Genomic DNA, 12,635 nt, shown 5'->3' with positions numbered 1-12,635 from the left:
ACCTTAAGCGTGCTGTTAAGTGCCGGCGTCAAATCTGGGGTGCTTTCCGGGAAAGGGCTTGCCGGCCAATCGAATGCGACGGTAGCTGCAGCGGTTCAACGTCTGAAAGCACATCTCTGTGCGCTACCGTATTTTTATAAACAGTATTCACAGGCAATGGGCCATGTCGCGGTTCACAACGTCTGTAGTCACGACCGAATATAGGCGATGATACCACTTTGAGAGGGGAACAAATTCCAGGATAGCCAATCAAGCACTAAGTGAAAATCGGCATTGAAGGGTCTTAGGTTCGTGTCTATTCAAGACCTGCTTGGCCCAAATGGCGACAGTATTTTTTCGCCATTCACGTATTAGCTCCCACTTGTCAGTCGGTCTTTATCGGGGCTGCCGAATAGTTTCCCCGAAAGCCAGAGGAAGTGACCATCGTTGGCCACGACATGGCCGAGGCCCGTAAGGAGACATGTGCCGCGCCAATAAAGCAGCCTTCACGCGCCGCATCCGCATAGATCTTCGCTCGCTCCGCACTTGCCTCAGCCGGATCACTGTCATAGGCGACGGTGACGGCCGGATCGGGAAACAATACCGGCGCGACATGCACGACATCGCCCCATAAAAGCAGCTTCTGTCCTTCGCTTTCGACGGCGAAAAAACTATGACACGGCGTATGGCCGGGGCTTGGAATGGTGCGAATGCTGGGCTCTAGCGGCTGGTCATAGCTGAATGCTTTGAAGCGTCCCCTCTTGATGGGAGGGGCGAGCGATCGCTGGTCGCCATCGAACATAGATTTCAGGCGGTTGGAACTTTTGCTCAGACCAGACCGCAATCAGTACTGAAGGCGGTTTCTCCGCTCCAACAGAAGCTCGTGCTCTATAAGCGTCCTCCCAGCCGCGCTGAGTCCGGTGCCGTCGCCTTGATCGATCAACCCGAGACTAAGGAGCCTTTGTTCGCTGTCCGTAGAGAGCGCCACGTCTTCAGCTCTGAAAAGATGCAGAAGAGCGTGCCACTCTTCAAAAGAAACATCCCATCTGCCTACCATGATTTAATCTCCTTTAACGCAAAATTGTACTAGCACGGACTCGTGCGTGATGATTATTCTATGGCCACGATCTTCATCCAAAAAGCGGGGCTACGTCGGGAAGGCGTCGTTTACCACAGGCCGCTCGGATCTGAAGGATAATCCAGAACCCGCACCAAGCGGAAGCAGGGTTTGGTCATGGTTGGCTCCTGCTCTACTGCTCCACCGCCGCAAGGACTGCCTTTGAAGCGATGCTCCTATTGCCGCGCCAGCGGCTGGGGAGCCTAATATAAAACTTGCTCGGCTTACTTCACAATGAGGATCCTGGCGTTTCCTCTTCGGTTCAGAACATTCGTCGCTACGTCATTCCCGTATCGATGCATCCGAAAATCAGCTTGAGAGCAGCCTATCTGTATGTTCCGCAGCACGATCTCGTCGAGGAATGCAGGCATGATCGGATTGCGGAAACGGATCTCATCATCGCTGTGAGCCTGCTCAAGACCAAGACACGCCCCCAGAACGCCGAAGATAGCTGAGGCGGCCCATGCCTGCGGAGAGCAGGCAACCGGATATGGCGTCGGACCTCGACCCGGCTTCCGGATGAAGCCGCAGAACAGCTCTGGCAGACGCCGCATCTCTTGCTCTTTGGCCGCATCGAAAAGACCTTGGAAAACGCGCGCCGCGTCTTCCTTAAGACCGTAACGCACGAGGCCAATGGCGATGGCGGCATTGTCGTGCGGCCATACAGAGCCGTTATGGTAGGACATTGGATTGAACCGAGCTTCGCCCTGGGCAAGGGTTCGGATGCCCCAGCCACTAAATCCTTCCTTGCTCAGAAGTGCGGCCGCGACCCGCTTCGCCCTTGCCGGCGAAGCGATACCCGTGAACAAGGCATGCCCGGCGTTAGAGCTGCGCACGCGACAAGGTCTTTTCATCCCGTCGAGCGCCAGAACATAAGTCCCTAGCTCCTCGTCCCAGAAGTCGGCTTCGAACCGGAGACGCAAGTCTTCGGCGCCTTGTTTCAGATTTCCTGCCAAAACGTGGTGCCCAAGCCTCTCAGCCATCTGCGCTGCAAACCGCTTGGCTGCAAAGACATACCCCTGAACCTCGCACAAGGCGATCGATCCAACTGCGTCGGTACCATCTTCGTGAAAGATGGAGTCGTGGGAGTCCTTCCAGCCCTGGTTCTTGAGGCTGCCGTTCGTTTCGGCTTGATATTCAACGTAACCGTCGCGGTCGCGATCGCCATAGTCGTCCATCCAGCGCAGCGCAGCGTCGATGTTCGGCCAGATCTCGGCGATCGTCTCCAAATCACCAGTCGCATCCAGGTACATGCCCGCCAGCATAACAAAAAGAGGTGTTGAATCGACACTGCCGTAGTAGCGGCCAAAAGGAACCTCGCCAGTATTTGCCATCTCGCCATGGCGCATCTCGTGAAGGATCTTGCCCGGTTGCGCATCCGCTGCGGGATCAACTTCCTGGGCCTGCATCGCAGCAAGCGTACACAAGACGCCCTTGGCAATCGTCGGGTCCATCCACAACATGAACATTGCTGTGAAAATCCCGTCGCGTCCAAAAATCGTGCTGAACCACGGAACGCCCGCGTACGGATATAAGCCTAGTGGGGTCGAGGTGATCAGCATATAGACGTCGGAGGTGGCTCTACACGCGACCTCGTTGAAGAGATCGCTTGAACTCTCCACCGTCGCAATACGTCGCGTCTGGGTGCGTCGGGCGCGACGACTAGCACGATAGGCGCGGAAGAAATCCAGCACTAGCGCCTGCCCGCCTTCCTCGCAAGCAACAGTCATAAAGATCGAGGTCTTTTCACCCGGTCCGAGCACAAGCTCCAACGTCGCACGGTTTTGCTCCAGACGTTTCGGAACTGGTGCGAAGACGATCGAGGTTCGCCGTTTCACCGCATCGAGGCCCGTGTACTGAAACTCAACTCTATCCGGCGCGACGACTTGGGACGTCTCCTGCCCACGCTTTTCCCGCTTCATGCCGCGAACTTCAAACAGGTCGCGAAAGTCGGCATCAAAAGTATAGTCGATTGTCAGCGTGCGATGGGAGGCCGTGAAGTTTCGTACGCTGAGCCGCTCGTAACACACCCCCTCGAACAGAAATTTGGTGCGTTCGAGAAAGATTGCTTCTCGTGGGACAACCTCTAGATCCTGATCGATTTCAGGATTCGTGAGATCCACAGAAAGCGCCGCCTTGTCGTCGTGACTAGACGAATTGAGCAGTAAAAGTTTCCGTCCCTGAAAACGAAGCTCCAGTTTCGACAGAAATCTCGTGTCGCGGTAGAACAAGCCTTCTGCAGCATTCGTACCGCCAATATCGCCGTGGCTGTTCAGGACGGCAAAGCTATTCCCGTCTTTAAGGTTTTGTAACGACCCACCGACAAGCGAGGTCTCCACTTCAATATCGTAGCGAGCGGTGTCGAAGGCGTGCGCTCCATCGTTTAATGCAACATTAGCTACCGTCATGAGATGGACCTATGAACTGAGGATAGGCTCACGCCACCAGTAGACTTTATGGTAGAAGGCAGTGGCGCTAAAGGTATAGAGAGATCGTGTCCAACCCGATGGTGATGTGGAATCGTCGCTGACTGTTCCGTCAGGCGTTCGTATTCGGCGACGTAATTCGACGCCATCCGAGTGGACGTGAACCGATCCTCAAACCGTTGTCGCACCGTCTTGCGGTCAAGAATAGCAGCCATGCGAACTGCTACAATGGCCTCTTCGATTGACTCCACGATAAACCCTGACGCCCCCTCATCCAAGACCTCTGGAACCGAGCCCCGACGCCAAGCAATGGTGGGCGTGCCTTCTTTCATGGCCTCGATCATGACCAGGCCAAATGGCTCGGGCCAATCAATCGGGAAGAGGAGAGCAATCGCGTTTCCGAGGAAGTCGCGCTTTTCGTGATCGCCGATCTCCCCAATGAACTCGATCAGCGGGTCGTCAAGCTGCGGACGAATCACGTGATCGAAGTAGTCTTGGTCCGCTGGATCGATTTTTGCAGCGATTCTCAGCGGAATGCCCGTCCGCTTGGCAATTTCAATTGCTCGATCCGGCCGTTTCTCAGGCGCTATGCGGCCCAGAAAGGCTAGGTAATCACGCCTATGCGCATTGGAAGGCGCAGGCCCTTCTGGAAGACCATGCTGAATGTTGGCCAACCAGTTCGCGTTGGGAAGCGGCAAACGCTGGTCATTGGAGATGGAAACGAGCGGCATTTCTGTAAATGCGCGATAGACTGGGTGAAAATCCGGTAGATCGAGCCTGCCGTGTAATGTCGTTAGACAGCGTGTGGAGGAATCCCGAAAAGCAGGAAACTGAAGCAGATCAACATGGAAATGGATGACATCGAATGACGATGCCCGGCGGCGAACCTCGTCCAGCATCACGAGGAGGCTAGCAGTGTGATCCCGAATGCCTCTTAGTCGCAAACCCTGGGGGACAGCCCGTACGAGTTCAGCAGAGGTTTCCGAGTCTCCGCTGGCAAACAGCGTGACATCGTGACCCTGTTCGACAAGTTCTTCGGTGAGCCAGGAGACGACACGCTCGGTGCCGCCATAGAGTTGAGGCGGAACGGATTCCGCTAGGGGTGCCACTTGCGCAATACGCATGGATTATTCTCTTTTGTGCCGAGCGCCAGTCCAGACGAGGTTTCGTGGGACCGCCAGCATCCGCTCACGAGGGCGTTGCTAATGCTCAAGAACAGCGAGTACCTTATATGGGGAGAAAAACGCGTTTGACCAGGATCATGCCCTAGATAACGCCCACGACAGGCTTCACTGGTAACTCGCAGCGAGCACTTGTTACAGTACCTGTTGGCTTTCCCAGGCCGAGTTTGGCCGAGTTTGGCCGAGACCGGCACGGCCGCCCCGTAAAGGACGTCAAGTAGCACCGACATGTTTACCGCATCGGTTTGCAGCGTCAGGCGAGTAATTGGCCCATCAACAAGTTAAAGAGAAGGGCCATCGCGCAGGCGGCGCGTCGCCAATGACGCCAGGGTTGCCGGTGCCTCGAGGATCGCTTCGACGTCCTGAGCTTTGACTTTGCTCTCTTCAAAAGAGCAGACGTAACTGAAGCTCTTGTTAAAGCGGGAATTGTAACTACATATCTCTAGTCGACCAATGATTGTCATGTCGAGCGGGCGCAGGGCTCCGCCTGGATCTCCCTTCAAAAGATCGATCTGTCCGGCAAGTGTCGCCGGAGACACGCCGGGCCTAGCCGTTCCCGTACGCGTCATATTCTTCAGCGGCCTTACCCCAAACAGAAGGAGGACAAAATGTCTTCCAATCACTATCCCGCGTGTGTCTCGCAAAACCTGGTGCGAACAAGTGCATTCGGCTATCATGAACGCACAGTGATCGCTGACTGTGTGTTAACGATGGCCACCGTGCGAAAGCTGCCTCTGGCGAGCACGAGGTCCTCTTCCACGTCTCAGTGGAAAGCCCGAACGCCGACGACGGCATTAAAATCAGACCGGAATGCGCAACCTCTCAACAGACGAAATCAAAGAGCAGCAAGCTGACAAAGCCGTAAATGGCCCGCAGAAATAGCAGCAGATCAGGAGATTTGTTGCCGCAGGCCCTGCTCACGAATGAAGGATTCATAATGAACTCCACATTCCGCCAAACTGCGGACAAGCTTTTTCGCGCTGCCGAGGCAGGCTCAAACGCTGAAAAACTCACGGTTCTGCGAAAGGGAATGCAGCTGCGACGGCGCGAGCTGCGAGAGACAGAGCGTACCGTCAGGGAAGCCAGCCGGGTCAATGCTCAGTTTCCTTCCGCAACGTGGAGGAAAACCCCTTGACCCAGTTCGACTAGACAGGCGTGGGAGGCCTGTATTCGGGCAAATCTCTCCGCGGGAGCAGGTGGCCACGCTACCGACGTTTTGAGACGGCCGCCGAGGCTCTGCGTTTCGCGGTTGAAGACATGCCCGGCGCACAGCATATGGGTTCTCTCCTCGAAGTCGACGAGGCACGGTTCGACCGTAGACAGATCCGGGCGCTTTACGACGCGCCGGCATATCCGCTGGCACGCCGCATCAAGTAATCACCCGTCTCCCGGCTTTTGCTGCCTGCGGCGCTTATCCCAAGAACGAAATAGGTTCGTGCTGTTCGGAATCGGCCCCGCCTTTCTGTTTCTCCTCAAGCAGAGGCTACCGTTCGGGATGATGCGCTCGGGCGCACTGCCCTGGGTCTCGACCATAGCAACAAACATCGCCGTTACCGTGTTGACGGCACTTTTGATATAGACCGTCGGGATTATCCCGTTCCTCCTGATCCATCTGCCGATCGTCCTCATTGCCGGATCCGCAGGCGTCTGGCTGTTCTACGTTCAGCACCAGTTCGAGGAAACGCACTGGTCGAGACCGCCGGACTGGGCGTTCCCTCACGCTGCCATGCATGGAGCCTCACACTATGATCTGCCGCGCCCCTTGCGGTGGATGAGCGGCAACATCGGCATGCATCATATTCATCATCTCTCTAGCCGGGTGCCGTTCTATCGGCTGCCTGAGGTGCTTCGAGACCATCCCAAGCTTGCAGATGTCGGCCGCATCAGCATTCGCGACAGCCTGGCCTGCGTCAAACTTGTTCTCTGGGATGAGAAAAGGCAGCGGCTGATTTCCTTTAGGGAGGCTGAGATGAGCTTGTTGGCGGCGCAACGAACCAGCGATACCTGAACATACCCGTCGGGTTTGTGCATATGGGGAGCGGAAATGCCTAAAATTTCCATACGCCATCGGACGACTTACAGCTACCGTAGCCCTGTTCAGCTCTCTCCTTACCGACTACTGCTGCGACCGCGCGAGGGGCCGGAGCTCTTGCTGAAAAGGCACCAGATTGCAGCTTCTCCCGGAAACAGGGTTTTCTGGACAACCGATGTGTTCGGGAACGCAGTTGCGACCGTGACGTTCTCGGAGCCGACCAAACAGCTCGAGATCGTCAGCCATGCGGATGTCGATCTGAAATCACCAGCCTGGCCCGTGTTCGATATCGCTGCGTCGGGCGCAAGCTATCCCTTCCGCTACGAGGATAGGATTGGAAAGACCTTGGCGCCCTCAGGGGTGTCCAGTATCCCGATCCTTGGCGAATTGCAGCAGTGGGTCAAGGGCTTCGTCATGGAAAATTCGACCGATACGCTGTCGCTGTTGAAGGATCTTAGTGCCGGGGTTTCGAACGGTGTCGCCCATAATGCGCGCGATACAGGAGAAACGCAGCCTCCGCTGGAGACCATCTCATTGCGGTGCGGGAGCTGTCAGGATCTTGCGACGCTCTTTGCCGAAAGTGTCCGGGTTCTGGCCTCGGGGCGAGGATCGTGTCCTGATATCTCTACGACCCGGCGCACACCCTCGTCGGTTCGTCGCCGGGAGGCTCGACCCATGCATGGATTGAAGTTTTCCTTCCGGGTGCGGGATGGATCGCCTTCGACCCGACAAATAGGAGCATGGGCAGCGCTAACCTGATCCCCGTGGCGGTCGCGCGCGACATCACCCAGCTCATACCGGTTTCGGGAACGTTCATCGGCCCCACGGGCGCCTTTCAATCGATGGACGTCGCCGTGGACATCGCCTTCATTGGCTGATGAAACCTGAACGACAGGCGGAAATGCTGTGATATACGCGAACCGGATATAAATCCGATGCGTCCCTTGTAAAACCAGAACCTGTGCCTATATATTGATCATCGACCATTGGTTGTGACGTTGGTCCGGAGCTTGGCTCCCGTCGGATTTCCTCTCAAATCATCGATCTTATCCCGCAAAGCATCTCGGGAACCACAACGATTGTTCTGAAAGTAAATCGTCATGACTACTGGCACCGTCAAATGGTTCAATACCACCAAGGGCTTCGGCTTCATCCGACCTGACAATGGCAGCACGGACGTGTTCGTCCATTCATCCGCCGTCGAGCGCGCCGACCGCAAGTCCGGGAAAAGCTCCGCCGAAAATCTTCAGGCAGCTTAAAGTTTTCATTCGCCCCGCTGACCACGGATGTACTGGCAGCAGAGCTGAGTGACTGTGAGAGGTCGGGTTAGCGCCCGGCCTTTTTTGTTTTTGGACCGGGCCAAGGGTCTGATGCTACCCGGCTTCTTGGATGCGTCCGAGGACCAGACCGAAAGAAGATCATCATGACTATGACGAAGCAGGCATTCTTCAAGCCCGAAAAGATATCCGCACGAGACAAGGCCGCGACCACGAGTGAGGTCGCTCGCCAGATCATCGAAACGGAAGCGGCCGACCGGACCCGGAAAACAGCGCGTCTGCGCCAGTTGCGCGAGGCGCAGCCGATCGAGCCGAAGCCGGTCCGCCCAACGCGACGCCGAAAGACAGCAATAGCGGCTTGATTGCAACCTTTGACCGGAGCTGGTGGCAACACCGCTTTGGTCGGACCAGTGCAGTCTCGGCGCATAAATCGGAAGGATCGGATATGACTGCCACTCCTACAAATCTTCTGTCTGGCTATTCCAATGCCGCTCCAGTAGCCGTCACCGTGATCAGCTTTGTTTTTGTCATGTTCTTGATGGGGGAGGGCTGGCTTTGGTGAACATATCCGACCTGAAGCAAACGCTTTTGCGAAGGCTTCTGAAGCGAGCGGATTATGCCACGCTCGACCTGAAGCCCGAGGTGGGGACGAACCACTTAGCCGAGACCGTTCTCATCGAGCAGATCCGGTCTGGGATGATCGCGCTGGAGGACTACCCGGCCGCCCGCACCACCGGCCTGAAAAGTGAGCCGACGGATCAAGTAACGATCTCGTCCGAGCAGGCGCCTTCGCTGAACGATCCTGTGTCGGAAAGCGAAAAATCGAAAGCGCAGATCGAATTTGCAGCGAGCTCCAACGGCGACCGTTGGTTCTTGTGCGGGGACGGCAAGCACGGTGGCCGCTTTGTGCTGCATCGTTCCAATCCTGCGTCGGGCGGACACGAGACAACCAGCGCCGTCGAGGCCTTCCTCGAACTTAGACCTATTGGGCCTGAGCATGAGGCGTTACGAGCCCTAATAAAGGTCCGGGGATGACGCTGGCCGTCTTAGGGCACCGCTCAAGCTGCGGCGACAGGCGAACCCTGAAGTCAGCCTTCACAGCTGCTGCCAGGTTTTGTGGGGCTCAGCAGGGTTTGCAGATCCGGGTCCCATTGAGGAATACGCGATCGCTGTCGCTCGCCGTGGCTTTGCGTCCAGCGTGAATGATCATCTGGACACCACCTCCCACGAGGATCTCTGCCACCTCATCACATTCACTTTCTCGCAAGAAAAGTTCGATGACGGCGACATCCGGCATATTGGTGCTCTCCAGCCACTTCATCGCCCCAGCGCAGGATGTTAGGCTTTTCGGCTCGCGGACTTGCGCATCGGCAAGCGTTTGCTCCGCAGCCATTGCAATCAGGGCTTCGTCTTTCAGAATCGTCGGGAGGCTCGAAAAATTGCGGAGTGTTGCCGACAACCATATGGGGAGTGGACGTCACAATCTGTTTGAAAACGTTGCCGTGCCATTCTCCGTAAGAGCTCGAACGAGAGCACTTCAGCTGGTCATCTGTTTTGGTCGATCGCACGAGGCGATGGCTGCTGCTCTGCCTCATGGTCCGGTAGCCCGAACTTTATGACTGCTGAAACGAGTACGGCTAAGATCAATATTGCCAGAGCGAGCTTCATCGCGGTCTCCTCCTAGAAGAAGAATCTAACTGATCAGCGACTGCAAAGTTCACGGCTAGAGAAGCGTAGGAGTTAATGCGTCAGCCGTCAGTTTCGTGCCGCTGGTTTCTCGTTAGTGTTCCGAGCCACCAAGCATCACCGCTCACTATCGAGAACGAGATCGTCGTTGACGAAGCTCAGGACGATTAAGCCGCTCGTTGCCATCAAGCCGCTGATCGGCAGACCGGCGAGAAGGCCCACACAAGTACCGTAGCAACACTCCGCCGTGGCAAGCCTGCAAGACGGCCAGATGGGAAGGCTTAGGCGCTAGGCCTTCGCGACCTCTACCTACCAGCACTCAGGCGAGATATGCGCCGGGACCAACAATGATCCGAACATCCTGGTGGCGAAACACCGTATACCGCACCACGGCAACCCGCTCCCTTTGGGACATCAACAATCGAGACCGTGAAGCGCAACCACGATAGACGGCACCCGCTCCTACCGGCGCGATCGCAAGAACCACTGGCGACGATGGCACAGCGCAGGTTCATCAGAGCGCCACATCGACATTGATCCCCGACGGCTTCTGGGTGCGTCGCGATCCGCATCGCTACAATGCGACGATCCGGGAAATTCCCTCCGTATTCGTGCGGATGGCGTCTGGCGCGGCCGGCACGACCAGGTATGTCGCAGATGATACATCGGCCATAAGCTTGGGGCTCCGATGTGAAGTAGCCCACCGCCCGGAGGGTCTCGATCAGAGCGAGTGATTTCTCATTCAACAGAGAAAGAAAATGCACACTCGACTCCGTTCATCCGGGCAATGCGGTTTTGGAAGAAGGAAAGAGTGAAGGTCTCCCCATGGATCGTCTTGAAAGCTCTCTCACTTGGAAAGCGATCCAATTTAGGAAGGTACCCTAGCTGTGAAGTGGTCTGGATTTCAGCTCCGCAATTTTCATTGTTCCCGCCAAACTCAAACCGTATCGAGCCAGTATCTGACGCTTTAACTGCGTAAGTCACTCTGTCACCCTTCAGGGACAAACCCCGGAAGGAATGCACAACCCCGTCGGTCTGCGTCACTTCTATGGCTGGATCTTTTGCTACAACAGGAGTCGCAGTTGCCAAGATAGCAAGGAGTGCAGGAATGCGCATGGGAGTCTCCATAAAAATCATCATTCGCACAGTCGCTACGTGCTAGCTATCCGTTTGTTCAAAGCAACACCGTCCGGACATCATCATTATTCCTGGTTGTCCGCCATGGCTTTGCCGCCCAGCTGCGTATCTAGTTTCAGATCGCTGTCACGGTCGTTCTGGATGCTCCCGGTGATGGAGCGCGGGGGCGTAGTTGCACTGAGCGGGGGCGCCCCATTCTCCCTTACATCCACGTCCTACAACGAGGCCAGCGACGACGGCGGGTCGGAGCGCTGACCTCTCCCGCAGAGGGGTAAGCCTTGGGCCTGCGGTTTCGGCAGCCCAAACATTGGGCTAATTTCGGAAGGCAAAGGCTCGTCCAGGGTAGATGGCGAGCCCTCGTCTCCATAGCCCGAACAGGTGGGCGATCAGTAACTAATCCAAACTGGGGTAGTTCCGTGGGGTAAGGAAGAAATGTCCAAGTTTAACCGCCCTGACATCGGCAGGCACCACACCTAGTATTTAACGAGGGGCGTAATAAAGAAGGTTATCAATTGCTGAACGCCTATGCCGCGGCGGCCACTCCAAGGCGGAAGATCGGCCAATACTTTAATGATAGTTCTTGAAACAATGGTAGAACGCAAGGCTTCGACACCGCACCGATCTTTGACGGCGGCCGCAGACAGCCATCCTGACCGCCCCGAAGGAACTTTGGCATGATCCAGGCTTTTCATAGTGGATTTATGAGCGCGATGAACGCCTCATCCATTAGCTTCAGGGGACGATGATGTATCATCTAGGCCGCGTGATTGATCATGTGCATCTTCGGGTGTCAGATCTCGAAAGGAGCCGGCGGTTTTATCGAGCCGTCTGTGACGCGCTCCATCTAGAAGAAGTTTTCCAGAGTTCGGCTGATCACTTCATCATCGACGAGATCTATGTCGATGCCGCCGATGAGTATGTGTCTCGAATTCATCTCGCTTTCCAGGCTCGGTCGCAAGATGACGTCAACGCATTTCACCGGCTCGCCCTAAGAGCCGGGGGCAGGTCGAACGGAGCGCCTGGTCTAAGGCCCTACCACGATAGATATTACGCGGCCTTTGTGCTGGATCCAGATGGCAATAATATCGAGGCTGTCTGCGACGCGCCCAATTTTCGAAGTGCAGAATCTGTCGTTGTGAAAAGAGCTTAGGATGGTAGCGTTAGCTCATTTCGCTCCGGTGCATACGCCTGGGGGCAGGCCCTCAGGTCGTTTTCTCATTAGGCTCCACTGGAATATCTAGTTCTATCTGAATAGACCGTGCGGCCGCCATGTGAAGCTCGTCGCGATCATGCACGCCTCTGTTATATAGCTTTGCGACCACTGCAGTCAGCCTGCCGATCGCAGCTGGATCCCGCACGACGCCTTGAGCGCGCGCGACCTCCTTGACCACACCCGCACAAAAGCGCGCATCTTCTTTCGAGATCGGTGCTAGCACTTTTTATCTCCCCAAAAAATGGCCCACCCCACAAATGGGGTGGGCCACAACTTCCTTAGAAGTCCATGCCCGGACCGGCGGGCAGGGCGGGCGCGGCGTCCTTCTTTGGCTTTTCGGCGATCATCGCTTCCGTTGTCACCAGGAGGCCGGCAACAGAGGCCGCATCCTGAAGGGCAGTGCGAACCACCTTCGCCGGATCGATGACGCCCTGGGCATAGAGATCGCCGTACTCGCCGGTCTGCGCGTTCCATCCGAATGACAGATCAGTCTTTTCCCGGAGCTTGCCAACGATAATCGAGCCTTCGGCGCCGGCATTCTCAGCGATCTGACGCACAGGTGCCTCGATCGCCCGGCGGACGATGTC

At 56.3% G+C, this 12,635-nt stretch carries 12 protein-coding genes and 1 pseudogene; 7 read left to right on the top strand and 6 right to left on the bottom strand.

Annotated elements, in window-relative coordinates; all coding sequences use genetic code 11:
* Positions 1-364: 364 nt before the first annotated feature.
* The 3 genes from JZX87_RS27745 to JZX87_RS27735 all read right to left on the bottom strand — a co-directional run bounded on the left by JZX87_RS27745 (position 365) and on the right by JZX87_RS27735 (position 4,646).
* Entirely contained in the window at positions 365-781 is a 417-nt protein-coding gene (locus JZX87_RS27745; RefSeq protein WP_206829045.1) for an MBL fold metallo-hydrolase, read from the bottom strand.
* 539 nt (positions 782-1,320) lie between these two features.
* On the bottom strand, positions 1,321-3,504 hold the full coding sequence (locus JZX87_RS27740) for an amylo-alpha-1,6-glucosidase (RefSeq protein WP_148147904.1): 2,184 nt from the start codon (positions 3,502-3,504) through the stop codon (positions 1,321-1,323).
* Positions 3,501-4,646, bottom strand: coding sequence for a glycosyltransferase family 4 protein (locus JZX87_RS27735; protein ID WP_206829044.1), 1,146 nt, complete (start codon positions 4,644-4,646; stop codon positions 3,501-3,503). The genes JZX87_RS27740 and JZX87_RS27735 overlap by 4 nt, the downstream gene beginning before the upstream one ends.
* Before the next feature lie 1,480 nt (positions 4,647-6,126).
* Here JZX87_RS27735 and JZX87_RS27725 point away from each other — a divergent pair.
* The 6 genes and pseudogenes from JZX87_RS27725 to JZX87_RS27705 all read left to right on the top strand — a co-directional run.
* Positions 6,127-6,711 (top strand): annotated as a pseudogene (locus tag JZX87_RS27725) (fatty acid desaturase family protein); the annotation flags it as partial.
* A 36-nt stretch (positions 6,712-6,747) separates the two neighbouring features.
* Complete coding sequence (locus tag JZX87_RS27720; RefSeq protein ID WP_286195126.1) at positions 6,748-7,494, top strand: transglutaminase N-terminal domain-containing protein; 747 nt, start codon at positions 6,748-6,750, stop codon at positions 7,492-7,494.
* Complete coding sequence (locus JZX87_RS31575; protein ID WP_286195125.1) at positions 7,476-7,613, top strand: hypothetical protein; 138 nt, start codon at positions 7,476-7,478, stop codon at positions 7,611-7,613. Before JZX87_RS27720 ends, JZX87_RS31575 begins: the two co-directional genes overlap by 19 nt.
* 222 nt (positions 7,614-7,835) lie before the next feature.
* Positions 7,836-7,994 carry a cold-shock protein gene (locus tag JZX87_RS27715; RefSeq protein ID WP_206829042.1) on the top strand — a complete coding sequence of 53 codons (159 nt, stop codon included), beginning with the start codon at positions 7,836-7,838 and terminating at the stop codon, positions 7,992-7,994.
* 164 nt (positions 7,995-8,158) lie between these two features.
* Entirely contained in the window at positions 8,159-8,374 is a 216-nt protein-coding gene (locus JZX87_RS27710) for a hypothetical protein (RefSeq protein ID WP_183686980.1), read from the top strand.
* A gap of 196 nt (positions 8,375-8,570) precedes the next feature.
* Complete coding sequence (locus tag JZX87_RS27705; RefSeq protein ID WP_148147898.1) at positions 8,571-9,047, top strand: hypothetical protein; 477 nt, start codon at positions 8,571-8,573, stop codon at positions 9,045-9,047.
* A gap of 88 nt (positions 9,048-9,135) precedes the next feature.
* Here JZX87_RS27705 and JZX87_RS27700 read toward each other — a convergent pair whose 3' ends face one another.
* Both JZX87_RS27700 and JZX87_RS27695 read right to left on the bottom strand, forming a co-directional pair.
* Complete coding sequence (locus JZX87_RS27700) at positions 9,136-9,405, bottom strand: response regulator (protein WP_206829041.1); 270 nt, start codon at positions 9,403-9,405, stop codon at positions 9,136-9,138.
* Positions 9,406-10,436: 1,031 nt separating this feature from the next.
* On the bottom strand, positions 10,437-10,814 hold the full coding sequence (locus JZX87_RS27695) for a hypothetical protein (protein WP_183686984.1): 378 nt from the start codon (positions 10,812-10,814) through the stop codon (positions 10,437-10,439).
* 763 nt (positions 10,815-11,577) lie between these two features.
* Here JZX87_RS27695 and JZX87_RS27690 point away from each other — a divergent pair.
* Positions 11,578-11,985 carry a VOC family protein gene (locus JZX87_RS27690; RefSeq protein ID WP_148147895.1) on the top strand — a complete coding sequence of 136 codons (408 nt, stop codon included), beginning with the start codon at positions 11,578-11,580 and terminating at the stop codon, positions 11,983-11,985.
* 341 nt (positions 11,986-12,326) lie between these two features.
* Here JZX87_RS27690 and JZX87_RS27685 read toward each other — a convergent pair.
* A partial coding sequence (locus JZX87_RS27685) for a TCP-1/cpn60 chaperonin family protein (protein WP_286195124.1) occupies positions 12,327-12,635 on the bottom strand: 309 nt, incomplete at its 5' end.

The sequence above is a fragment of the Agrobacterium sp. Ap1 genome, from assembly GCF_017313375.1.
Taxonomy (GTDB): domain Bacteria; phylum Pseudomonadota; class Alphaproteobacteria; order Rhizobiales; family Rhizobiaceae; genus Neorhizobium; species Neorhizobium cellulosilyticum.
The sequence above is the reverse complement of the archived record's forward strand: the minus strand, read 5'-3'. Positions and strand labels throughout refer to the sequence as shown.